Origin of the sequence: Comamonas guangdongensis, from assembly GCF_041079535.1 — a bacterium.
GTDB lineage: Bacteria > Pseudomonadota > Gammaproteobacteria > Burkholderiales > Burkholderiaceae_C > Comamonas > Comamonas guangdongensis.
Genome location: NZ_JBFYGN010000003.1, coordinates 75802 through 98627 on the forward strand (window position 1 = coordinate 75802; position 22826 = coordinate 98627).

24 protein-coding genes and 2 tRNA genes are annotated in these 22826 nt (G+C 62.1%); 15 read left to right on the top strand and 11 right to left on the bottom strand.

The window, feature by feature from the left end:
* The first annotated feature begins 2 nt into the window (after positions 1 to 2).
* The 5 genes from AB6724_RS03355 (at position 3) to AB6724_RS03375 (ending at position 3690) form a co-directional block, all read left to right on the top strand.
* Positions 3 to 1418 (top strand): cytochrome b, encoded by a 1416-nt coding sequence (locus AB6724_RS03355; RefSeq protein WP_369337095.1) that lies wholly within the window; start codon positions 3 to 5, stop codon positions 1416 to 1418.
* A 17-nt stretch (positions 1419 to 1435) separates the two neighbouring features.
* Positions 1436 to 2191 (top strand): cytochrome c1, encoded by a 756-nt coding sequence (locus AB6724_RS03360; protein WP_369337096.1) that lies wholly within the window; start codon positions 1436 to 1438, stop codon positions 2189 to 2191.
* Between the two features lie 100 nt (positions 2192 to 2291).
* The gene (locus AB6724_RS03365) at positions 2292 to 2903 is read left to right on the top strand and encodes a glutathione S-transferase N-terminal domain-containing protein (RefSeq protein WP_369337097.1); all 612 of its coding nucleotides are present in this window, start codon (positions 2292 to 2294) and stop codon (positions 2901 to 2903) included.
* Positions 2904 to 3002: 99 nt separating this feature from the next.
* A complete protein-coding gene (locus AB6724_RS03370) occupies positions 3003 to 3512 on the top strand; it encodes a ClpXP protease specificity-enhancing factor (protein ID WP_369337098.1) in 510 nt (169 codons plus the stop codon).
* Between the two features lie 102 nt (positions 3513 to 3614).
* Positions 3615 to 3690 (top strand) — tRNA-Thr (locus AB6724_RS03375).
* Positions 3691 to 3743: 53 nt separating this feature from the next.
* Here the strand turns inward: AB6724_RS03375 and AB6724_RS03380 are convergent.
* Positions 3744 to 4361, bottom strand: coding sequence for a class I SAM-dependent methyltransferase (locus AB6724_RS03380; RefSeq protein ID WP_369337099.1), 618 nt, complete (start codon positions 4359 to 4361; stop codon positions 3744 to 3746).
* Positions 4362 to 4372: 11 nt separating this feature from the next.
* The gene (locus tag AB6724_RS03385) at positions 4373 to 5251 is read right to left on the bottom strand and encodes an MBL fold metallo-hydrolase (protein ID WP_369337100.1); all 879 of its coding nucleotides are present in this window, start codon (positions 5249 to 5251) and stop codon (positions 4373 to 4375) included.
* Positions 5252 to 5442: 191 nt separating this feature from the next.
* Here AB6724_RS03385 and AB6724_RS03390 point away from each other — a divergent pair, with 191 nt between their 5' ends.
* From AB6724_RS03390 to AB6724_RS03400, 3 genes are read left to right on the top strand one after another with little or no spacing between them, the layout of a single operon-like run.
* The gene (locus AB6724_RS03390; RefSeq protein WP_369337101.1) at positions 5443 to 5877 is read left to right on the top strand and encodes a YeeE/YedE family protein; all 435 of its coding nucleotides are present in this window, start codon (positions 5443 to 5445) and stop codon (positions 5875 to 5877) included.
* 10 nt (positions 5878 to 5887) lie between these two features.
* Positions 5888 to 6340, top strand: coding sequence for a DUF6691 family protein (locus tag AB6724_RS03395; protein WP_369337102.1), 453 nt, complete (start codon positions 5888 to 5890; stop codon positions 6338 to 6340).
* Positions 6333 to 6986 carry a DUF599 domain-containing protein gene (locus AB6724_RS03400; protein ID WP_369337103.1) on the top strand — a complete coding sequence of 218 codons (654 nt, stop codon included), beginning with the start codon at positions 6333 to 6335 and terminating at the stop codon, positions 6984 to 6986. The genes AB6724_RS03395 and AB6724_RS03400 overlap by 8 nt, the downstream gene beginning before the upstream one ends.
* Here the strand turns inward: AB6724_RS03400 and AB6724_RS03405 are convergent.
* Positions 6983 to 7288, bottom strand: a complete 306-nt coding sequence (locus AB6724_RS03405) for a hypothetical protein (protein ID WP_369337104.1) — start codon at positions 7286 to 7288, stop codon at positions 6983 to 6985. The genes AB6724_RS03400 and AB6724_RS03405 overlap by 4 nt on opposite strands.
* 294 nt (positions 7289 to 7582) lie before the next feature.
* Between AB6724_RS03405 and secA the strand changes: the two genes are divergently transcribed.
* From secA to AB6724_RS03425, 4 genes are all read left to right on the top strand, one after another.
* The gene (secA, locus tag AB6724_RS03410) at positions 7583 to 10336 is read left to right on the top strand and encodes a preprotein translocase subunit SecA (protein ID WP_369337105.1); all 2754 of its coding nucleotides are present in this window, start codon (positions 7583 to 7585) and stop codon (positions 10334 to 10336) included.
* 349 nt (positions 10337 to 10685) lie between these two features.
* A complete protein-coding gene (argJ, locus tag AB6724_RS03415; RefSeq protein WP_369337106.1) occupies positions 10686 to 11915 on the top strand; it encodes a bifunctional glutamate N-acetyltransferase/amino-acid acetyltransferase ArgJ in 1230 nt (409 codons plus the stop codon).
* Between the two features lie 267 nt (positions 11916 to 12182).
* Positions 12183 to 13118, top strand: coding sequence for an ATP-binding protein (locus tag AB6724_RS03420; protein WP_369337264.1), 936 nt, complete (start codon positions 12183 to 12185; stop codon positions 13116 to 13118).
* Between the two features lie 124 nt (positions 13119 to 13242).
* Positions 13243 to 13713, top strand: coding sequence for an NUDIX domain-containing protein (locus AB6724_RS03425; protein WP_369337107.1), 471 nt, complete (start codon positions 13243 to 13245; stop codon positions 13711 to 13713).
* A gap of 119 nt (positions 13714 to 13832) precedes the next feature.
* Here the strand turns inward: AB6724_RS03425 and AB6724_RS03430 are convergent, their stop codons facing one another.
* The 8 genes from AB6724_RS03430 to AB6724_RS03465 form a co-directional block, all read right to left on the bottom strand.
* Positions 13833 to 14042, bottom strand: coding sequence for a DNA gyrase inhibitor YacG (locus tag AB6724_RS03430; RefSeq protein ID WP_369337108.1), 210 nt, complete (start codon positions 14040 to 14042; stop codon positions 13833 to 13835).
* Positions 14043 to 14132: 90 nt separating this feature from the next.
* On the bottom strand, positions 14133 to 14888 hold the full coding sequence (gene zapD / locus AB6724_RS03435) for a cell division protein ZapD (protein ID WP_369337109.1): 756 nt from the start codon (positions 14886 to 14888) through the stop codon (positions 14133 to 14135).
* An 86-nt stretch (positions 14889 to 14974) separates the two neighbouring features.
* A complete protein-coding gene (gene coaE / locus AB6724_RS03440; protein WP_369337110.1) occupies positions 14975 to 15604 on the bottom strand; it encodes a dephospho-CoA kinase in 630 nt (209 codons plus the stop codon).
* Positions 15605 to 15614: 10 nt separating this feature from the next.
* Positions 15615 to 16484 carry a prepilin peptidase gene (locus AB6724_RS03445; RefSeq protein WP_369337111.1) on the bottom strand — a complete coding sequence of 290 codons (870 nt, stop codon included), beginning with the start codon at positions 16482 to 16484 and terminating at the stop codon, positions 15615 to 15617.
* The gene (locus AB6724_RS03450) at positions 16484 to 17701 is read right to left on the bottom strand and encodes a type II secretion system F family protein (protein WP_369337112.1); all 1218 of its coding nucleotides are present in this window, start codon (positions 17699 to 17701) and stop codon (positions 16484 to 16486) included. Before AB6724_RS03450 ends, AB6724_RS03445 begins: the two co-directional genes overlap by 1 nt.
* A 26-nt stretch (positions 17702 to 17727) precedes the next feature.
* Positions 17728 to 19470, bottom strand: coding sequence for a type IV-A pilus assembly ATPase PilB (pilB, locus tag AB6724_RS03455; protein ID WP_369337113.1), 1743 nt, complete (start codon positions 19468 to 19470; stop codon positions 17728 to 17730).
* Between the two features lie 140 nt (positions 19471 to 19610).
* Positions 19611 to 19687, bottom strand: a tRNA-Pro gene (locus AB6724_RS03460).
* Between the two features lie 38 nt (positions 19688 to 19725).
* On the bottom strand, positions 19726 to 20655 hold the full coding sequence (locus AB6724_RS03465) for a polyprenyl synthetase family protein (RefSeq protein WP_369337265.1): 930 nt from the start codon (positions 20653 to 20655) through the stop codon (positions 19726 to 19728).
* A gap of 233 nt (positions 20656 to 20888) precedes the next feature.
* On the opposite strand from AB6724_RS03465, the gene rplU reads away from it, so the two are divergent.
* From rplU to cgtA, 3 genes are all read left to right on the top strand, one after another.
* On the top strand, positions 20889 to 21200 hold the full coding sequence (rplU, locus tag AB6724_RS03470) for a 50S ribosomal protein L21 (RefSeq protein WP_003058536.1): 312 nt from the start codon (positions 20889 to 20891) through the stop codon (positions 21198 to 21200).
* Positions 21201 to 21216: 16 nt separating this feature from the next.
* Complete coding sequence (gene rpmA, locus AB6724_RS03475) at positions 21217 to 21474, top strand: 50S ribosomal protein L27 (RefSeq protein ID WP_003058534.1); 258 nt, start codon at positions 21217 to 21219, stop codon at positions 21472 to 21474.
* 147 nt (positions 21475 to 21621) lie between these two features.
* Positions 21622 to 22737, top strand: coding sequence for an Obg family GTPase CgtA (gene cgtA / locus AB6724_RS03480; RefSeq protein WP_369337114.1), 1116 nt, complete (start codon positions 21622 to 21624; stop codon positions 22735 to 22737).
* The last annotated feature ends 89 nt before the right edge of the window (positions 22738 to 22826 follow it).

Sequence of the window (22826 nt, forward strand, 5' to 3'; positions counted from 1 at the left end):
CAATGGCCCACGAATTCAAGCAAATTGACCCGAACTCCACCTCCGGTGCGAAGGTCATGAACTGGTTTGAGAACCGTTTCCCGACAGCATTTGACGCTTACCGCGTCCATATGTCGGAGTATTACGCTCCCAAGAATTTCAACTTCTGGTACATCTTCGGCTCGCTGGCACTGCTGGTGCTGGTGATCCAGATCGTCACCGGCATCTTCCTGGTGATGCACTACAAGCCGGATGCGGACAAGGCTTTCGCCTCGGTCGAGTACATCATGCGCGATGTGCCCTGGGGCTGGCTGATCCGCTACATGCACTCCACGGGAGCCTCGGCTTTCTTCATCGTGGTCTATCTGCATATGTTCCGCGGTCTTCTGTACGGTTCTTACCGTAAGCCGCGTGAGCTGGTGTGGATCTTCGGCTGCGCCATCTTCCTCGTGCTGATGGCCGAGGCCTTCATGGGCTATCTGCTGCCCTGGGGTCAGATGTCGTACTGGGGTGCCCAGGTGATCGTGAACCTGTTTTCGGCCATCCCCTTTGTGGGTCCCGATCTGGCCCTGCTGATCCGCGGCGACTATGTGGTCGGTGATGCGACGCTGAACCGCTTCTTCAGCTTCCACGTGATCGCCGTGCCCCTGGTGCTGCTGGGCCTGGTCGTGGCCCACCTGCTGGCGCTGCATGACGTGGGGTCCAACAATCCCGACGGCATCGAAATCAAGGGCCCGAAGGCACCCAAGGATGAGAAGGGTCGTCCGCTGGACGGCGTGCCTTTCCACCCCTACTACACCGTGCACGACATCTTCGGCGTGACCGTGTTCCTGTTCCTGTTCTCGGCCGTAGTCTTCTTCGCGCCCGAGTTCGGCGGCTACTTCCTCGAGTACAACAACTTCATCCCGGCCGATCCGCTCAAGACGCCGAACCACATTGCACCGGTCTGGTACTTCACGCCCTTCTATTCGATGCTGCGTGCCATCACCAGCGAGATGATGTATGTGCTGATCGCCTGCGTGGTGCTGGGCGCCGGCTACGGCATCCTGAAGTCGCGTCTGCCTTCGGCCGTCAAGGGTCTGGTAGGTGTGGTTGCGCTGGGCGTGATCGCCATGATGCTGTCCATCGACGCCAAGTTCTGGGGTGTGGTCGTCATGGGCGGTGCGGTCATTATCCTGTTCGCTCTGCCCTGGCTCGATTGCAGCCCGGTCAAGTCCATCCGCTATCGTCCGAGCTGGCACAAGTATGTGTATGCCGTGTTCGTGGTGGACTTCGTCATCCTCGCCTATCTGGGCGTGCAGCCTCCGTCGCCTGTGGGTGAAAAGGTGTCGCAGGTCGGAACCCTGTTCTACTTCGGCTTCTTCCTGCTCATGCCCTGGTGGAGTCGCTTGGGTGCCACCAAGCCTGTGCCTGAGCGCGTGACCTTCAAGCCACACTGAAGCGGGAGAGAACAAGAATGAAGAAACTGATTCTGGCCCTGGTTGCTGCCCTGGGCATTGCCGGCGGCGCACAAGCCTCCGAAGGCGGCATTCACTGGGACAAGGCGCCGGTCAATACCAGCGATACCGCGTCCCTGCAGAATGGCGCCAAGCTCTTTGTCAACTACTGCCTGAGCTGCCACTCCGCTGCCTACATGCGCTTCAACCGCCTGAAGGACATAGGCCTGAGCGAAAAGGACATCAAGGACAATCTGCTGTTCACCACCGACAAGGTTGGCGAGACCATGCAGGCGGCCATCAATCCCAAGGAGGCCAAGGAGTGGTTTGGCGCCAATCCTCCGGATCTGACGGTGATCGCGCGCTCGCGTGCGGGCGCCGGCGGCTCGGGCAGTGATTACCTGTACACCTTCTTGCGTACTTTCTACCGGGATGACACCAAGGCCACGGGCTGGAATAATCTCGCCTTTCCCAGCGTAGGCATGCCGCATGCGCTGTGGGAGCTGCAGGGCGAGCGCCGCGCGAACTTCGAAGAACACGACGAGCACGGGGTTAAGACCCAGGTCTTCAAGGGTTGGGAGCAGCTGTCTCCTGGCAAGATGACCGCAGTGCAGTACGATCAGGCCGTTGGCGATCTGGTGAATTACCTGCAATGGATGGGAGAGCCGGCCCAGAACACCCGTACCCGCGTCGGGGTGGGTGTGCTTATCTTCCTGGCCTTCTTCATCTTTGTGGCCTGGCGCCTGAACGCTGCGTTCTGGAAAGACGTCAAGTAAGCTCTGCTGCCGTGCAGATGCTGTCTGCAGCCATACCGTGTTAGTGCAGAGTGGGGCGCCGTGGGCGACCCACTCTTTTTGATTTTTAGGAGCCTCCACCATGATGGTGCTTTATTCGGGAACGACCTGCCCCTTCTCACACCGCTGCCGCTTTGTGCTGTTTGAAAAAGGCATGGACTTCGAGATCCGCGATGTGGACTTGTTCAGCAAGCCCGAAGAGATCAGCGTGATGAACCCCTATGGTCAGGTGCCCATCCTGGTCGAGCGCGACCTGATCCTCTACGAATCCAACATCATCAACGAGTACATCGACGAGCGCTTCCCCCATCCCCAGCTCATGCCCGGCGACCCGGTGGACCGCGCCCGCGTGCGCCTGTTCCTGCTGAACTTCGAGAAGGAGCTGTTCGTGCACGTGAGCACTCTGGAAGAGCGCAATGTCAAGGGCAATGAAAAGGCGCTGGAAAAGGCCCGCGCCCAGATCCGCGACCGCCTCACGCAGATGGCTCCGATCTTCCTGAAGAACAAGTACATCATGGGCGAGAACTTCTCCATGCTGGACGTGGCCATTGCTCCGCTGCTGTGGCGCCTGGACTACTACGGCATCGAGCTGTCCAAGAACGCCGCTCCCCTGCTCAAGTACGCCGAGCGCATCTTCTCGCGCCCCGCCTATATTGAAGCGCTGACGCCTTCCGAAAAGGTCATGCGCAAGTAATTGCATATGCCATCCGGGCGGGCACGGTGAAGGGACTTCCTTCGTCTGCCCGCTTTTTTGTCTTTGCAATCTTCTGGAATTGATTGGTCAGGAAACGACATGACAGCCCCTGAAGCGACTTCGACCCGTCCGTACATGCTGCGGGCCTTGTTCGAGTGGTGTACCGACAACGGCTTCACTCCTCATATCGCGGTGCGTGTGGACCGCAGCACCCAGGTGCCCATGGAATTCGTGCGCGACGGCCAGATCGTGCTCAATATCAGCTATGACGCCACCAGCGGTCTGCTGATCGGCAATGAATACGTGGAATTCAAGGCGCGTTTCGGCGGCAAGCCGCGCGAAATCATGGTGCCGGTTGCCAATGTGCTGGCCATTTATGCGCGCGAGACGGGCCAGGGCATGGCCTTCCCGCCCGAAGATGAAGAGCTCGGCGCCGGCCAGGATGAGGCTGATGCACCAGAGCAGGTGTCGGATATCGATACAGCCGAGGCCGGCGAAGACCGCGTGGTGCAACTGGTGCCCGTGAAGACCGACGAGACCGGCGATGACGACGGCCCGCGCACCCCGCCGCCCGCGGGCGGTCGCCCAGCTCTCAAGCGGGTGAAGTAAGTGTCGTCATGGTTCGCAAATGCCATGGCGTTTGCGGCCATCTTCCCGGGAATTGCCGCTTTCTTTTTTAAGGGTGAATTTCTCGGCTAGAATTCGAGCTTCGCCGGTTTAGCTCAGTTGGTAGAGCACCCGCCTTGTAAGCGGTAGGTCGTCAGTTCGAATCCGACAACCGGCACCATTTCAAAAGGCCTTCGCTGTTCAGCGAAGGCCTTTTTTGCTGGGCGCTGCTTTTCAGGTGTGGCGCCGACAAAAACAGTAGACGAATTCCTGCGGGCTGCCCCAGGGTGTGGTGTGCATGTCTATGCTGTGCCGGACCAGGTGGAAGCTTTCGCCAAATGCGCCGTGCAGCGCTTCGGGCGCATAGCGCATCACGGGCAGGCCGCTGCACTGCTGCGGCCCGTTCGGACCGAAGGTGCCGACGATGGCGAACCCGCCGGGCTTCAAGGCCTGCAGCACCTGGGCCACATAGGCCTGGCGTTGCCATGTCTCGGTCAGAAAGTGGAACACGGCGCGGTCGTGCCAGATGTCTACTGACTTTGCCGCGAAATCGTGCTCCAGCACATCGGCGGCGATCCACTGCACGCCCGCAGCGCTTTCGCCCAGCCGCTGCGCCGCGACCTCGAGCGCCTTGGCCGAGATGTCCAGCACCGTGAGCTGGCGATAGCCTGCCTCGAGCAGGTCGTCGACCAGCGTGGCCTCGCCGCCGCCGATGTCGACGATGGCCGCCTGTGTGCCCAACTGGGTGGCCTGGATGTACTGCAGCGAGGCGTCAAGGTGCGGCGCATACCAGCTGAGGGCATCGGCTGCCTTCGTGGTGTAGACCTGTTCCCAGTGCAGCTTGCTTTGCATGGCTGCTCCCCTTATGGCTGTCGGGGGTGGCCCAGCACGTTCAGTGGAATCTTCAGATAGGAAACACCGTCCTCCTCGGGCGGCGGCAGCTGGCCCGCACGGACGTTGACCTGCAGCGATGGCAGGATGAGGGCCGGGGCTTCCAGCGTGGCGTCCCGGGCCTGGCGCATGGCGACGAACTCCGGCTCCGCAATGCCGTCGCGCACATGGATATTGGCTGCGCGCTGCTCGGCCACCGTGGTTTCCCACTGCGGCTCGCGCGTTGCGGGCGGGTAGTCGTGACAGACGAACATGCGCGTTTGCGGCGGCAGCTCCAGAATGCGGCGCACCGAGCGGTACAGCGTGCGCGCATCGCCGCCGGGGAAATCGGCGCGCGCCGAGCCCACGTCGGGCATGAACAGCGTGTCGCCCACGAAGACCGCGCCGTCCACCACATAGGCCATGTCGGCCGGCGTGTGGCCGGGCACGAGCAGGGCCTGGACCGGGACATCGCCGAGCATGAAGATCTCGCCGTCCTTGAACAGATGGTCGAACTGGCTGCCATCGGGCAGGAAGCTGCGCTCCAGGTTGTAGAGCTTCCGGAACACGGACTGCACTGCGCGGATGTTCTCGCCGATCGCGATGCGCCCGCCGGCCTGCTGCTGTATGTAGCGGGCGCTGGACAGATGGTCGGCATGGGCATGCGTTTCCAGAATCCATTGCACCGTCAGGCCCTGCTCGCGCAGATAAGTCAGCAGTCGATCGGCGGAATGCGTCGAGGTGCGACCCGAGCGCATATCGAAGTCGAGCACCGGGTCGATGACGGCGGCCTGCTGGCTGGCGTTGTCATGCACCACATAGCTCACGGTCCAGGTGGCTGGATCAAAAAAAGCCTGGATGGTGGTTTGCATCGCGGTCTCCTGAAATGGCGAGGAATTCAATCTGTTGACTAATATTATATAAATATATAGAATATGTCAATCTTAGTTGAAGCGGATAGTTCCCTGCCAGATGTTGCCCTGGGCCTGCTGGACGGGGTGAGCCCGGGGGCGGCTCGCCGTCCGTTTTGCATGAGATTTTCTGTCCTCAAAGGTAAACCACCATGACCATAGACTGGAATGCTTTTACGCCCTGGGCGGCTTTGGCCGGAGGGGTTCTCATCGGGCTGGGTGCGGCCATATTCGTGCTGCTGGGCGGGCGCATCGCCGGCATCAGCGGCGTGTTGGGGGGGCTGCTCAAGCCGGTGCGCGGCGATATCGCCTGGCGTCTGGCCTTCCTGGCAGGCCTGATTGCGGCCCCGGTGCTGCTGGCACTGTCCGGCGGGCAGGTGCAGGCGCACATCGATGCCGATTGGAGCGCGCTGATTGTCGCGGGCCTGCTGGTGGGCATTGGCACGCGCTACGGCTCGGGCTGCACAAGCGGCCACGGTGTCTGCGGCCTGTCGCGCCTGTCACCGCGCTCGCTGGTGGCCACGCTGTCCTTCATGGCCGCGGGTTTCGCCACCGTCTACGTCATCCGCCATCTCATGGCGATCTGAGGAGATTGATATGCAGGTATTGATTGCGTTGCTGTCGGGACTGGTGTTCGGTTTCGGCCTGCTGGTCTCGGGCATGGCCAATCCGGCCAAGGTGCTGGGCTTTCTGGATCTGGCCGGCGACTGGGACCCGTCGCTGGCGCTGGTCATGGCCGGCGCCATTGTGATCGGCCTGGTCGCGTTCACCGTGGCACGCCGGCGCACGGTGTCGCTGCTCGGGCTGGACATGAAGCTGCCTTCGGCCACCCATATCGACCGGCGCCTGGTCGGCGGCAGCCTGTTGTTTGGCATAGGCTGGGGCCTGGTTGGCATCTGTCCGGGGCCGGCACTGGTCGCCTTGGGAGCGGGCCAGCTCAAGGCTCTGGTCTTTGTGCTGGCGATGCTGGCCGGCATGGGCATCTTCGAACTGCTTGAGCGTCGCCGCTCTGGCCAGGCGCTAGGGTCTAAGGCGGGCGGCCATGTTTGATGCCTGGTTTGCGGCCTGGGTGACGCTGGTCATCGTCGCTGCCTATGAGCTGTGGCTGCTGCTGGCGCAGCGCCGTTGGCCGCGCCGCCTGGCCAGAACCGTGCATGCGGCGCTGCGCGAAGACTGGTTTGCCTCCGTGTCCCAGCACAGGGGCTCGGAGATTCTGGCGGTGCAGACCCTGCGCAACTCGCTGATGTCGGCCACGATGACGGCCTCGACCGCCATGCTGGCCTTGATGGGGGCGTTGACGCTCACGGCTTCGTCCCTGCATGCCTCGTTCGGTGCGGCCGATGCGGCCTGGCCTGGCTTCACGCCGCGGCTGGCGATGGAAATCGTGATGCTGGGGCTGCTGTTTGCCTCGCTCATAGCCTGCACCATGGCGGTGCGCTATTACAACCATGCGGGCTTCGTGGGCGGCATGCCGGTCGAATCCGCCGCACGCCGGGCCTGGGCTGCGGCCGGTACGGCCTATGTGCGCAAGGCCGGACTGCTATACAGCTGGGGTCTGCGCCAGTTGCTGCTGGTCGTGCCCGCGGTGGCCTTTATCCTGCATCCTCTGGCCGGGGTGGGAACGGCGCTTGCGGCCGTGATCGCGCTGGCGCAGTTCGACCGCTTTCAGGCTGTCGATGAGACGGCGGGAGTCTAGTTCTGGACCTTGAGCCTGATGCTCGCCACATTCCAGCCCTTGGTGCGCAGATGCGCGGCCATGGCCGGCAGCAGCTGCCGTACCTTGGCCGCAGCAGCGTTGTTCTTGACCAGCAGGCACCAGCTGTCGCCTTCGATGGGGCCGGCCTGCAGGCTGCCGCGCAGCATCGGAGGGATCAGCGGCTGGACCGCGGCGAGGCGGTTGCTGGAGTCGCGTGTGAGTTCGGCCAGGCGCGTCAGCGTGGGCGAGGTCTGCACCGCGGCAATAGCGGTGATGGCTTGGTGGCGGCGGGTAGTGCTCATCGGTGGCAGGGTTGGGAGTAGGGCGCGACTGGTATTAGTTTCGCCCAGAGTGCATAGAGATGTGCGGGACCGGGCTTTGGGCTGAGCGCAAAAGCGGCGAAAAACCAAGGGCAGCCTGGGCGGTTAGAATCATTTTTTGGTCCGTGTTTCAGTTTTAGGCATCTCAGGCAAGCTTCATCGTGTGGTGACGCTCTTGATTGCGACTGAGACGGCCCCATCTGCAGACCAACAATCAAGGGATTCCGGGCATCATGCTCTGTGCCAGTGGCGCGAGGGCGGGATGTCTTTGTACGCATGGCCACCAATTTCCTCACCAAATTGTTCGGCAGCCGCAATGACCGGCTGCTCAAGCAATACCGCAAGACAGTCGCTCGCATCAATGCGATGGAGGCTGAGTACGAAAAGCTCAGCGATGAGGCATTGCGCGCCAAGACTCTGGAGTTCAAGGAGCGCGTGGCCAAGGGCGAGTCGCTGGATGATCTGCTGCCCGAGGCTTTTGCCGTCGTGCGCGAAGGCTCCAAGCGCGTCATGAAGATGCGCCACTTCGACGTGCAGATGCTGGGCGCGATGGCCTTGCACTATGGCAAGATCGCCGAAATGCGCACCGGCGAAGGCAAGACGCTGACCGCCACGCTGCCCGTGTATCTCAACGCCCTGTCGGGCGAGGGCGTGCACGTGGTGACCGTGAACGACTATCTGGCCAGGCGCGATGCGACCACCATGGCGCGTCTGTACAACTTCCTGGGCCTGACGGTGGGCATCAACCTGCCCAATCTCTCGCGCGAGGAAAAGCAGGCCGCCTACAACTCCGACATCACCTACGGCACGAACAACGAGTACGGCTTCGACTATCTGCGCGACAACATGGTCTACGAGCCCGTGGACCGCGTGCAGCGCGTGCTCAATTACGCCATCGTCGACGAGGTGGACTCCATCCTGATCGACGAGGCGCGTACGCCGCTGATCATCTCCGGCCCGGCCGAAGACCATACGGCCATGTATGTGGCCATGAACCAGATCGTGCCGAATCTGGTGCGCCAGGAAGGCGAGGCCGACCCGCGCACCGGCGAAGGCGTGACCAAGCCCGGCGACTTCACGGTCGACGAAAAATCCCATCAGGTCTATCTGACCGACCAGGGCTATGAGGCTGCCGAGCGCCTGCTGACCCATGCGGGCCTGATCGCCGAGGGCTCGTCGCTGTACGATCCGTCCAATATCTCGCTGGTGCACCATCTGTACGCGGCGCTGCGCGCCAACCAGCTGTATTTCCGCGACCAGCACTATGTGGTGCAGAACGACGAAATCGTGATCGTGGACGAGTTCACAGGTCGTCTGATGGCGGGCCGCCGCTGGAGCGATGGCCTGCACCAGGCCGTGGAAGCCAAGGAAGGTGTGGCCATCCAGGCCGAGAACCAGACCATGGCCTCGATCACCTTCCAGAACTACTTCCGTCTGTACAAAAAGCTTTCGGGCATGACGGGCACGGCCGATACCGAGGCCTATGAGTTCCAGGAAATCTACGGCCTGGAAACCGTGGTCGTGCCGCCCAACAAGCCCAGCAAGCGCCAGGACCAGTTGGACCGCGTCTACAAGACCACGCGCGAAAAATACGATGCCGCGATCAAGGACATCCGCGAATGCTATGAGCGCGGCCAGCCCGTGCTGGTGGGCACGACCTCGATCGAGAACTCCGAAATCATCGACCAGCTGCTGAGCCGCGAAAAGCTGCCTCACCAGGTGCTCAATGCCAAGCAGCACGAGCGCGAGGCCGACATCATTGCCCAGGCCGGCAGCGAAGGCATGATCACCATCGCCACGAACATGGCGGGCCGCGGTACCGACATCGTGCTGGGCGGCAATATCGACAAGGAAGTTGCGGCCATCGAGGCCGACGAGGCGCTGAGCCCGACCGAGCGCAAGCAGAAGATCGACAAGCTGCGCGCCGACTGGCAGGTGGACCACGACAAGATCGTGGCCCTGGGCGGCCTGCGCATCATCGCCACCGAGCGCCACGAGTCGCGCCGTATCGACAACCAGCTGCGCGGCCGTTCGGGTCGCCAGGGCGACCCCGGCTCCTCGCGCTTCTACCTGAGCCTGGACGACCAGCTGATGCGCATCTTCGCGGGCGACCGCGTCAAGGCCATCATGGACCGCCTGAAGATGCCCGAGGGCGAGGCGATCGAGGCGGGCATCGTGACCCGCTCCATCGAGTCGGCCCAGCGCAAGGTGGAGGCCCGCAACTTCGACATGCGCAAGCAGCTGCTCGAATACGACGATGTGGCCAATGACCAGCGCAAGGTCATCTACCAGCAGCGCAACGACATTCTGGACTCCTCCGACCTCAACGGCATGCTGGCCGCCATGCGCGACGATGTCATCACCGATGTGGTGCGCCAGTATGTGCCGGCCGAGTCCATGGAAGAGCAGTGGGACATCCCCGGCCTGGAAAAAGCCCTGGCCAGCGAATGGCAGATCGAGCTGTCGCTGCAGCAGGAAGTGGCGTCCTCCGACTCCATCACTGACGAGGAAATTCTCGAGCGGGTGCTCAAGCTGGCGAACGAGATGTTCGATGTCAAGGTCGCCTTGATCGGCCAGGAAAACTTCACGCAGTTCCAGCGCGCCGTGCTGCTGCAGAGCTTTGACAGCAACTGGCGCGACCATCTGGCCGCGCTCGACTATCTGCGCCAGGGCATTCACCTGCGCGGCTATGCGCAAAAGCAGCCCAAGCAGGAATACAAGCGCGAAGCCTTCGAGCTGTTCCGCCAGCTCATCGACCAGGTCAAGACCGAAGTCACCCGCATTCTGATGACGGTGCAGGTGCGCTCTCGCGAAGAGATGGACGAGGCCGCCGTGGCCATGAACGAACGCGGTGTCCAGAGCCTGGAGCACATGAACTACAGCGGCCCCTCGGACGCCGATATCGGCTCCGCCACGCCCGAGAGCGAGCTGGCGCTGGCCATGCCCCAGGGAGTGCATGTGGGCCGCAACGACCCCTGCCCCTGCGGCAGCGGCAAGAAGTACAAGCTCTGCCACGGCAAGCTGTCCTGACCCCTGAGGCGCTTTGCGCCTTCCCCCTTAAAGGGGGACGACGGCCTTTGCTGCGGGGCTGCCCTGGCTGGCCGTCTCTGGCTTGAACATGCTTTATCGAATAACACGGGCTGCGGCCCGTGTTTGCATTTGGGCGCAGCTTTTTGCGCAACAAAATCCGGTAAGTCCGATCAAGCCTCCGTTTGTTCCGATAATGGAGAACGTTTTAACTTTCGACCCCTAGGCTGCTGCACAGGGCGCACTCTTGGCTAGAGACATCGAGCAAGAGCCGCCTCGCAGCGAAGATGTCGTCCCCCTCGGGGGAAACCGCGCAGCGGCACAGGGGGAGGCTTCTCTCAGGAACATTGCAATGTCCGTGAATCTTTCCGCTCCCGTTGCCGCCGATCTGCTGGCGATCAATGGCGTTCGCATCGGCGTCACCGAAGCCGGTGTGCGCAAGGCCAATCGCAAGGACTTGACGGTGTTCCTGCTCGATGCAGGCACGGCGGTGGCCGGCGTGTTCACGCAAAACCGTTTCTGCGCCGCACCGGTTCAGGTCTGCCGCGAGCATTTGAGCGCCGGCACGGCCATCCGCGCCATGGTGGTCAATACCGGCAATGCCAATGCAGGCACGGGTGCCGCCGGCCTGGCCAATGCGCGCGCCACCTGCGACGCGCTGGCCAAGGAGCTGGACCTGCAGCCCGGCCAGATCCTGCCTTTCTCCACGGGCGTGATCATGGAAGAGCTGCCCGTGGACCGCATCGTGGCCGGCATGCCTCAAGCCATTGCCGCCGCCAAGGCCGACAACTGGGCCACGGCCGCCGAAGGCATCATGACCACCGACACCCTGCCCAAGGCCTTCAGCCGCAGCCTGAGCCTGGGCGGCAAGACCGTGTCCATCACCGGCATCAGCAAGGGCGCGGGCATGATCCGCCCCAATATGGCGACCATGCTGGGCTTTCTGGCCACCGATGCGGCGATCGCTCCCGAACTGCTGCAGCCCCTGGTCAAGGAACTGGCCGATGGCTCGTTCAACCGCGTGACCATTGATGGCGACACCTCCACCAATGACTCTTTTGTGCTGATCGCCACCGGCAAGGCCGGCAATGCGCAGATCGGCTCGCTGACGAGCAGCGAAGGCCAGCAGCTCAAGGCGGCCCTGCTGGAAGTGGCGCAGAAACTGGCGCAGGCCATCGTGCGCGACGGCGAGGGTGCGACCAAGTTCATCACCGTGAAGGTGGAAGGCGGCAAGAACGAGGAAGAGTGCCGGCTCGCGGCCTACTCGATTGCCCACTCGCCCCTGGTGAAGACGGCTTTCTTCGCCTCCGACCCCAACCTGGGCCGCATTCTGGCCGCCGTGGGCTATGCGGGCATTGCCGATCTGGACCAGACCAAGATCGATCTGTATCTAGATGACGTGCATGTGGTGGTCGACGGCGGCCGCAACCCTTCCTACAGGGAAGAAGACGGCCAGCGCGTGATGAAGCAGCAGGAGATCACGGTGCGCGTGGCGCTGGGTCGCGGCGATGCGGCACAGACCGTGTGGACCTGCGACCTCAGCCACGAATACGTGACCATCAACGCCGATTACCGGTCTTGATCACCCCCTGAGCGGCTTTGCCGCTTCCCCCTCTCTGGCGCTTTGCGCCGGAGGGGGACGATACCTTCGCTGCGAGACGGCTCTTGCTCGGTATCCTTGGCTTGGGTTGTGCCAGTTTTAGGCCTTGCAGGCACTGCGTATGCTGCAATTTCAGGAGCTTTTTGCGATTGCCTGTAATTGGTTTTTATTGATTTTGATGTTGAAACCAATGAATACCAAGCGCTGGAAGCTATAAAAATAGATGGAGATCCGGTCGTGCAAGATGTGATGAATCCTTTGGAGCGCTTGGTGGAGCGTGCCGAGCAACTCATGCAGCGCATAGAGTCCGTGCTGCCCCAGCCGCTGCAGGCGCCCGCCGCCTGGAGCGAGGCGATTGCCTGGCGCTACCGCAAGCGCGCCAACGGCTGCGGCGCGCTCGAACCCGTGCGCCATGTGGGCGCCATGCAGCTGTCCGATCTGCAGAACATCGATGTGCAGAAGGACAAGATCGCGCGCAATACCGAGCAGTTCGTGCAAGGGCGCACGGCCAACAATGTGCTGCTCACGGGTGCACGCGGCACGGGCAAGTCCTCGCTGATCCGCGCCTGCCTGCACAGCTATGCGCCGCAAGGCCTGCGCCTGATCGAGGTGGACAAGGCGGATCTGACCGATTTGCCCGATATCGTGGATGTGGTGGCGGGCCGGCCCGAGAAGTTCATCATCTATTGCGACGATCTGAGCTTCGAGGAAGGCGAGCCCGGCTACAAAGCCATGAAGTCGATTCTGGACGGCTCGGTCTCCGCGGCCACGCCCAATGTGCTGGTCTATGCGACCAGCAACCGCCGCCACCTGCTGCCCGAGTACATGACGGACAATCTGGCCCAGCAAAAAGGCGAGAACGGCGAGATCCATCCCGGCGAGGTGGTGGAAGAGAAGATTTCACTGTCCGAGCGCTTTGGCCTGTGGGTGAGCTTCTATCCCTTCAGCCAGGACGAGTATCTGCGCGTGGTGGCCCAGTGGCTGTCGGCGCTGGGCCTGGATGCGGCGGCCGTGGAGGCTGCCAGGCCCGAGGCCCTGGTCTGGGCGCTGGAACGCGGCTCGCGCAGCGGCCGCGTGGCCCATCAGTTTGCACGCGACTATGCGGGCCGTGCCGAAAGGCCCGCGGCCGGCAGCGCACGTATAGAAGACGTCCAGGGTCTGGCCGAGGAGGCGGACCTGGAATAAATGGAACACCCCCCTGAGCCACTGTGTGGCTTCCCCCAGGAAGGGGGACACCCTGGCTGCGGGGCGGCCCTTGCCCGGTGTCCCGCAGTGTGCGGGGGCTGTGCTTTGAGAGGAAGATTGAACCGTGACTGTTGACAACCTGGCGCAACCCGCACGCAAGCACACGGAAGTGGCCGTGGGCGTGCTGCTGCGCGAATCCGATGGCGCGCTGCTGATTTCCAGCCGTCCCGCCGGCAAGCCCTATGCGGGCTACTGGGAGTTTCCGGGCGGCAAGCTCGAGGAGGGCGAGAGCGTGGAGCAGGCCCTGCGCCGCGAGCTGGTCGAGGAGCTGGGCGTGAGCATCGGCCAGGCGATTCCCTGGAAGGTGACCGAGCATGACTATCCGCATGCGCTGGTGCGCCTGCACTGGTGCAAGGTGACAGCGTGGTCGGGCGAGTTTGAAATGCGCGAAGGCCAGCAGATGGCCTGGCAGCAGCTGCCGCTGGAGGTGCATCCCGTGCTGCCCGGTGCCTATCCCGTGCTGCAGTGGCTGAGCGAGGAGCGCGGCCTGGTTTTCGATCAAGGCTATTACGAGGCGCAGCAGCCCAAGCCCTGAAGCCGCGACCGCCTCTAAATCAGGAGCGCCTTGCGCTGGATATATCTTGATATTGAGCTCTTATTGGCTCGAATCGCAGATCTATCCGGCGCAAGGCGCTCTTTTTTTGAGGGTGGCTATCAGTCCTCGGTGCGCGGGTCGCCGAATGGTGCATCCTCGGGCGGAGTCTGGGCCGGCATGCGGAATTCCTCATTGGCCCAGGCACCGAGATCGATGTTGCGGCAGCGCTCGCCGCAGAAGGGGCGGAACTTGTTGCCGGGCGCAAAAACGCTGGGGCCGCCACAGGTGGGGCAGCGCACCATGGTGGGGGGATGGTTGTCAGTGCTCATGGCGTAGATGTATCACAGCTGGAAAACACGGGGGCATAAAAGCAATTGAGCCGCAATCAGCGGCTCGGCAGGCGTGGGATGCGGGGGCGGTCACGCGCATAGTGTGAGTTCGAACGAGGCGTCCTCGGTGCAGGGCTGGGGCTTGCAGCCGTCTTCCAGCTTGAGCAGGCGCACCGAGACCAGCAGCCGGTTGCCGCTGATTTCGGGCACCAGATGCAGATGGGGATCGATGCGCAGGCGCAGCAGCTGGAAACTGCGGCCCGCGGGCATGGCCTGCTGAAACACGCCTTGCTCGGCCGCCACGCGCTGGGGCACGCCGGTTTCGCGCAGCAACTGCAGGATCAGCTCCAGCGACTGGCCCAGGGGGCTCAGCTCGGCGGTCCATTCCTCGAGATTGTGCTGGCGGTAGCGTGGGTCCAGGTTCTGCCAGGCGTGGTAGGCGGGCAGGTCAAAGCTGCAGGTGCCGCCGGGAATGCCCACGCGGCTGCGGATGGACATCAGCCATTCGTTCTCGGTCAGCGCCTGGCCCGTCTTGCCGCTTTGCTCGTTGATGGCCTTGAAGCAGCTCTCGACCTGGCGCGCCACCTGGTGCAGCATGTGCTGGGAGATGTCGGGGTTGTCGCGCAGGACTTCCAGCAGGTTCTTCTGGCGCTCCAGATCCTTGAGCACGTCGGCCTTGAGATCGCTGCGCGAAGCCACATCCATGATCTCGAAAATCGTGATCAGGGCGAAATGGTGATCCACGGGATGCGCGCGCGTCAGCAGCTCGCCCAGACGGCGATACAGCTGCTCAAGGCGCAGATAGGTTCTCAGACGCTCGTTAAATGGATATTCGTACAGGATCACGCTTGCTGGGCTCCTTGGTGCGCACAGGAACAGCGGTTAACGTGCACATGCGGCGATCACACGTACAGGCCAAGCCATGGTGCGCATCATAGCCCGAACCAGGTGGCGATTTGGTCGGTAGATGCGTTGAGGGATTCGATCGTGACGCCTTCGTCGTTGTAGAGCACCCAGTCGGCGGCGGCCAGGCGCTGCGCGCGCTTGGCCTGGGCCGCCAGAATGGACTGCACGGCGGCCTGGCTCAGGCCGTTGCGGGCCATGACGCGCTCGATCTGGGTGCTTTCGCGGCAATCCACGACCAGCACGCCATCGAGCTCCGGGCGCCAGCGGCCGGACTCCACCAGCAGGGGAATATCGTGGACGACGAGCTTGCCGCCCTGGCTGAGCGCCTGCTGCTGCAGGTGCTGGGTCTGCTCGGCAATCAGAGGGTGCAGAATTCTCTCCAGGCGCTGACGTGCCTCGGGATCGGCAAACACCAGCTCGCGCATGCGGCCGCGATCCAGCGCACCCTGCGCATCGATGAGGTCCGGGCCAAAGGCGGTGGCGATGGCAGGTAGTGCCGCGCCGCCGGCTGCGGTCAGGCTGCGGGAGATCTGGTCGGCATCGATGAGGGTGGCGCCACGCTGCTGCAGCCGCTTGGCCACCGTGCTTTTGCCGCTGCCTATGCCTCCCGTCAGGCCTAGCCGGTAAGGCGCTTGTGCGTGCTGGATGAGGCTCATGGCTGCGGGTTCAAAGTCCGGTCAGGCTCAGTATCGCCTGCGGGCCCCAGATCAGGCTGACAAAGCCGCCGCCCGCAAGAAAAGGCCCGAATGGCACATAACCGCCTTCGCGCAGCTTGCTGTTGATCTTGAGCGCAATGCCGATCACGGCGCCGACCACGGAGGCCATGAGGATGATGGGCACCAGTGCCGGCCAGCCAAACCAGGCTCCGAGGGCCGCAAACAGCTTGAAGTCGCCGTAGCCCATGCCCTCCTTGCCCGTGGCCAGCTTGAAGGCCCAGAAGACCAGCCACAGCGACACATAGCCGGCCACGGCGCCCCAGAGCGACTGGGTCAGCGGCACAGCGGTCCATTGCAGAGCGGAGGCAATCAGGCCGGCCCAGAGCAGCGGCAGGGTGATGGAGTCGGGCAGAAAAGTCGTGTCCCAGTCGATCAGTGCCAGGGCCAGCAAGGCGGCGCTGAAGCCGCACCAGGCAAATCCCGTGGGTGTAAGGCCGCTGCGCGCCAGGCAGAAGGCGAACAGCGCCGCACAGACCAGCTCCACCAGCGGATAGCGCAGGCTGATGGGCTTTTTGCATTCCGCGCAGCGCCCGCGCAGGAACAGATAGCTGAGCACCGGAATGTTCTCGTACCAGGCGATCTGGTGGCCGCAATGCGGGCAGCGCGAGCGCGGCCGGCTCAGCGTGATGGGGGCTTCGGCCGGCGGCAGCTCGATCCTGGCGCCATTTTTCTTCTGCTCTTCTGCCCACTGTGCGCCCTCGGCATTCCAGTCCTGCTCCATCATGCGCGGCAGGCGGTGAATGACCACGTTCAAAAAGCTGCCGATCAGCAGACCCAGGACACCGCCGGCGGCGGCATGCAAACCCGTTTCGGAAATCATCAGACCACTTGACCCAGTTTGAAGATAGGCAGGTACATGGATACCACAATGCCGCCGATCAGGGTACCCAGGAAGACGATGATGATGGGCTCCATGAGGCTGGACAGGCCTGCGACCATGTCGTCGACCTCTTCCTCGTAAAAATCGGCGGCCTTGCCCAGCATATGGTCGATGGAGCCAGACTCCTCGCCAATCGCACACATCTGCAGCACCATGGATGGGAAGATGTTGGCATTGGCCATGGCTACCGTGAGGCTGGTACCCGTGGAGACCTCCTGCTGGATCTTGTCGGTGGCGCTCTGGTAGATGTAATTGCCCGAGGCGCCGCCCACGGAGTCCAGCGCCTCGACCAGGGGGACGCCGGCCGCAAACATGGTCGACAGGGTGCGGGTCCAGCGGGCCACGCAGGATTTCTCGATCAGCACGCCAAAAATAGGGAGCTTGAGCATGGTGCGATCCATGAACTGCTGCACGCGCTCGTTGCGCTTCCAGGCCTGCATGAAGAAGTAGATGCCGCCGCCCAGGATGCCGAAGATCAGCCACCAGTACCGCACGAAATAGTCGCTGATGCCCATGACGATCAGCGTGGGTGCGGGCAGATCCGCGCCAAACGAAGTGAACACCTCCTTGAAGGCCGGAATCACGAAAATCATGATGATGGTCACCACGATGAAGGCGACGATGACCACCGAGGTCGGATACATCAGAGCCGACTTGATCTTGGACTTGATGTTCTCCGTCTTTTCCATATAGGTGGCAAGACGGTCCAGCAAGGACTCCAGAATACCGGCGGCTTCGCCGGCCTCGACCAGATTGCAGTACAGGCTGTCGAAGTACAGCGGGAACTTGCGAAAGGCGGCGCTCAGCGAGGTGCCGGTCTCGACGTCCGAGCGGATGTCGTTGAGGAGCTTGGTCACGCTGGGGTTGTTGTTGCCGCGTCCCACGATGTCAAACGACTGCAGCAGCGGCACGCCGGCCTTCATCATGGTGGCCAGCTGGCGCGTGAACAGGGCGATGTCCTTGGGCTTGATCTTCTTGCCGCTGCGGGTTCTGCGCTTCTTGATCTTGGAGGGGGTGACGCCCTGGCGGCGCAGCATGGCCTGGATCTGGTTTTCTCCCCCGGCGCGGGTTTCACCGCGCACGATCTTGCCGTTGCGGTCCTTGCCTTCCCATTCAAAGACAAATTCCTTGATTCCCTTGGACGCTGCTGTGGCCATGGCGCTCCCTCGCAAATTCTGTTTTTTTACTCGTTGGTAACGGCCAGCACTTCTTCGAGTGAGGTCAGACCCAGTTTGACTTTATGCAATCCAGACTCGCGCAATGAACGCACGCCCTCGGCCTTGGCCTGGGCGGCGATTTCCAGCGCGCTGCCGTCGCGCAAAATGATGCGCTGAATTTCCTCGCTGATCGGCATCACCTGATAGATGCCGACGCGGCCTTTATAGCCGTTGTTGCAGGCGGAGCAGCCCACGGGCTTGTAAGTGACCCAGCTGCCGTCCACTTCCTCTTCGTCATAGCCTGCATCCAGCAAGGCCTCGCGCGGCACATCGGCAGGCTGCTTGCACTGGGCGCACAGGCGGCGCGCCAGGCGCTGGGCCGTGATCAGAATCACGCTGGAGGCGATATTGAAGGGCGCAATTCCCATGTTGCGCATGCGCGTCAGCGTGGTCGGCGCATCGTTGGTGTGCAAGGTCGACAGCACCAGGTGGCCGGTCTGGGCGGCCTTGATGGAAATATCGGCGGTTTCCAGGTCCCGGATTTCGCCCACCATGATAATGTCCGGGTCCTGGCGCAGAAAGGACTTGAGCGCGGCCGCGAATGTCAGGCCGGCCTTCTCGTTCACATTGACCTGGTTGACACCGGGCATGTTGATTTCGGAAGGGTCTTCCGCGGTGGCGATGTTCACGCCCGGCTGGTTCAGCAGATTCAGGCAGGTGTAGAGCGACACGGTCTTGCCCGATCCCGTGGGGCCGGTCACCAGAATCATGCCGTAGGGGCGACTGATGGCCTTGAGCAGGCGCTCCTTTTCCTCGGGCTCGTAGCCCAGGGCATCGATGCCCATCTTGGCCGAGCTCGGATCGAGAATACGGATCACGATCTTCTCGCCGAACAGCGTGGGCAGGGTGCTGACACGGAAATCGATGACGCGGTCCGGGCCTACCTTGAGCTTCATGCGGCCGTCCTGCGGCACGCGCTTTTCGGAGATGTCCAGGCGCGAGATCACCTTGATGCGCGAGGCCAGCTTGTCCTTGATCGCAATCGGCGGCGAAGCAATTTCGCGCAGTTCGCCGTCGATACGGAAGCGCACGCGGTAGCTGTGCTCGTAAGGCTCGAAGTGCAGGTCGGAGGCGCGCATATTGAAGGCATCGAGCAGCATCTTGTGCAGGAATTTGACGACGGGAGCATCTTCCACGTCGGCGCCCAGCGCATTGTCTTTTTCCTCGGGAGCATCCTCGATCTTGACATCGTCGAAGTCAAAATCTCCGGAGCTGGAGTAGGTCTCCAGCGACTCGCCGACGCTTTTGCCGGCCTGCTCCACCAGCTTCTGCAGCTTGTCGGCCTCGACCACGACCCAGTCCACAAACAGCTGGGTGGTGAACTTGATCTGTTCCGCGACCTCCTGCTGTGTGGGATCGGCGGTGGCAACGGTGATGCGGTTGCCGCGCTTGCCGAGCGCCAGCACGCGGTAGGTGCTGCCTATCTTGGCATCCAGCAGCTCCAGCGGCAGCTGCTGCGGGTCGATGGCGTTCAGGTCCAGCAGCGGCGTGCTGAACATGGCCGAAATCGTTTCGGCAATTTCCAGGGCGCTGATCTCACCGGACTGGCCCAGTTCGGTGATGAATGGAGTCTTGTTGGCCGCGGCTTTCTTGACGGCCGCTTCTGCGGCCTGCTGGGAAACCTTGCCGGCGGAAATCAGAGCCCGGCCTAGGCCGGGAATAGCGATGGCCGCTGGTGGGTTTTTTTGCAAGGAATCGGCAGCAGCCATGTAACCAAGTTTTGTAGGACAAAAGGAGACTTATCCTACCATTCTCGCTGCTCTTTATGGCATGCAGACAAGCACTGTAGCCGCGGCAATGCCATGTACCTGAACATGGCTCAATATCAGAGGGGAAAAAAGACCAAGATTGGTCGGGGTGAGAGGATTCGAACCTCCGGCCTCTACGTCCCGAACGTAGCGCTCTACCAGGCTAAGCTACACCCCGCAGGCTTTATCGCCGAGCACCATGGTGCACTTGGCGATTCAAGTGCGGCGCTCCAAAAGCTGAGAGGCCAATTGTAGCAAATTTGTGGTGTGTGCGTTGCTTGGCAGCGCGTTTAAGGCATCGATGGCGCGCAAGGCCTCGCTGTGGGCGGCTGCGCGGGCGATGTCCAGCGCGCCGGTGCTGCGCACGATCTCCACCACGGCTTCCAGCTGATCGGTAGAGCCCTGCTCGATGGCGTCGCGAACGATGGTCGCCTGCTCCGGCGTGCCGCGCTGCATGGCCGCGATCAGCGGCAGCGTGCATTTGCCTTCGCGCAGATCGTCGCCGAGGTTCTTGCCCATTTCCTGGGTGTTGCCGGTGTAGTCCAGTACATCGTCGATGATCTGGAAGGCCGTGCCCAGCGCCTGGCCATAGGTGGCGCAGGCCTGTTCCACTTCCCGGGGGGCATCCGCTAGCACGGCTGCCAGTTGGGCGCTGGCCTCGAACAGCTGGGCCGTCTTGGAGCGGATCACATGTAGGTAGCCGGCCTCGTCCAGCGAAGCATCGTGGGTGTTGATGAGCTGCTGAACTTCACCCTCGGCGATCACATTGGTGGCATCGGACAGGATCTGCAGCACGCGCATGCTGCCCACTTCCACCATCATCTGGAAGGAGCGGGTGTGCAGAAAGTCGCCGACCAGAACGCTGGCCGGATTGCCAAAGGTTTCGTTGGCCGTGGGGCGGCCGCGGCGCAAGGTGGATTCATCCACCACATCGTCATGCAGCAGCGTGGCGGTGTGGATCAGCTCGACCACGGCGGCCAGAATGTATTTGTTACTGCCTTGATGACCCAGGGCGCCGCAGATCATCAGCAGCAGTGCCGGACGCAGGCGCTTGCCGCCCGCGGCGATGATGTACTGGGAAATCTGGGCAATCAGGGGGACGCTGGTTGTCAGTCGCTGCGCAATGACAAGATCCACTTCGCGCATATCGTCTGCGATCAGGGAAAGCGGATTGGATGTGGAAATTTCTGTAGTCAAGGTGATGAACCGCCAAGTGGACTCACGATTATAGGAAGATGCCACGGCGTTTTCGCCCGGTCACCCAAGTGTCTGCTCAAGTGATGGTGTAGGGGTATGGGGACGAAAATTTTTCAAGCGTGCTAGAATCTAGGGCTCCATGGAAATAATTCTGTGGAACTCTCAAACTTTAGAGGTTTTTCATGTACGCAGTCATAAAAACCGGCGGCAAGCAGTATCGCGTTGCAGCTGGCGAAAAGATCAAGGTAGAACAGATTGCTGCGGACGTAGGCCAGGAAATCGTGATCGACCAAGTTTTGGCCGTCGGCAACGGCGCTGAAATCAAGGTTGGTGCACCCCTGGTGTCCGGCGCATCTGTGAAGGCAACCGTGGTTGCTCACGGCAAGCACGACAAGGTGCACATCTTCAAGATGCGTCGCCGTAAGCACTATCAAAAGCGTCAAGGCCATCGTCAGCAGTTCACCGAACTGCAAATCGTGGCGATTGCTGCTTAATTTTTAGGAGCTAGACATGGCACAGAAAAAAGGCGGCGGCTCTACGCGCAACGGACGTGATTCCAAGCCAAAAATGCTGGGCGTGAAGGCCTTTGGTGGCGAGCTGGTGACAGCCGGTTCCATCATCGTGCGTCAGCGCGGCACCAAGTTCCACCCCGGTGAGAACGTTGGCGTGGGCAAGGATCACACCCTGTTCGCACTGGTGGACGGCCACGTGTCGTTCGGTGTGAAGGGCGCTCTGTCCAAGCAGACAGTCAACATCACGGCTGCCTAAGTCGTATTTGACGAAAACAAAGCCCCGACTTGTCGGGGCTTTGTCGTTTGAGAAGGCTCCAGTTGGCAGATGGGGCATGGTAATAGACCACGTAAAAGTGTGACCCGAGGCTTCTGGTGCACACTGATTTTGTAAACTGGATGCCTCATGAAGTTTGTTGACGAAGCTTTTATCGACATTGCTGCCGGTGACGGTGGCAATGGCTGTGTGTCTTTCCGGCACGAAAAATACAAGGAATTCGGCGGCCCCGACGGTGGTGACGGCGGCCGTGGCGGTCACGTGTATGCCGTGGCCGATGTGAACCTGAACACCCTGGTGGATTACCGTTATTCGCGTCGCCACGAGGCCAAGCGCGGTCAGCACGGCATGGGCTCCGACATGTTCGGCGCAGCCGGTGACGACATCACGCTGAACATGCCCGTGGGCACCATCATCAGCGATGCCGATACGGGTGAAGTGCTGTTCGAGCTGCTGGAGCCCGGCCAGGTCATCACCATTGCCAAGGGCGGCGATGGCGGCTTCGGCAACCTGCGCTTCAAGAGCGCCATCAACCGCGCGCCGCGCCAGAAGACTCCCGGCTATCCCGGCGAGCGCCGCAACCTGAAGCTGGAGCTCAAGGTGCTGGCCGACGTGGGTCTGCTGGGCATGCCCAATGCGGGCAAGTCCACCTTCATCACGGCCGTGTCCAATGCGCGCCCCAAGATCGCCGACTATCCTTTCACCACCTTGCATCCGAATCTGGGCGTGGTGCGCGTCGGGCCCGAGCAGAGCTTTGTGGTCGCCGACATTCCAGGCCTGATCGAAGGTGCCTCCGAAGGTGCGGGCCTGGGGCATCAGTTCCTGCGCCACCTGCAGCGCACCCGCTTGCTGCTGCATATCGTGGATCTGGCGCCGTTTGACGAGGGCGTGGATCCCGTCGAGCAGGCCAAGGCCATCGTGGGCGAGCTCAAGAAGTACGATGCAGAGCTCTACAGCAAGCCGCGCTGGCTGGTGCTCAACAAGCTGGACATGATTCCGGTGGAGGAGCGTGCCGCCAAGGTCAAGGACTTCGTCAAGCGCTTCAAGTGGAAGGGGCCGGTCTACGAGATCTCGGCACTGACCCGCGAGGGCTGCGAGCCGCTGATCCGCAAGATCTTCGAGCATGTCCATAACCAGCAGCTGGCCGAGCAGGCGCCCCGGGAAATCGATCCACGCTTTGCGCAGGCGGATGATTCCGGTCTGGATCTCAGCGATCCGCGTTTTGCTCCCCAGGATCCGGAATAAGCTTCAAGTCTTTTGGGTGCCGTGTATCTCTATGCGGCCTTGCATAAACTTCATAGCTGCAGGCACTTGATGCATAAGCGGTTGCGGCC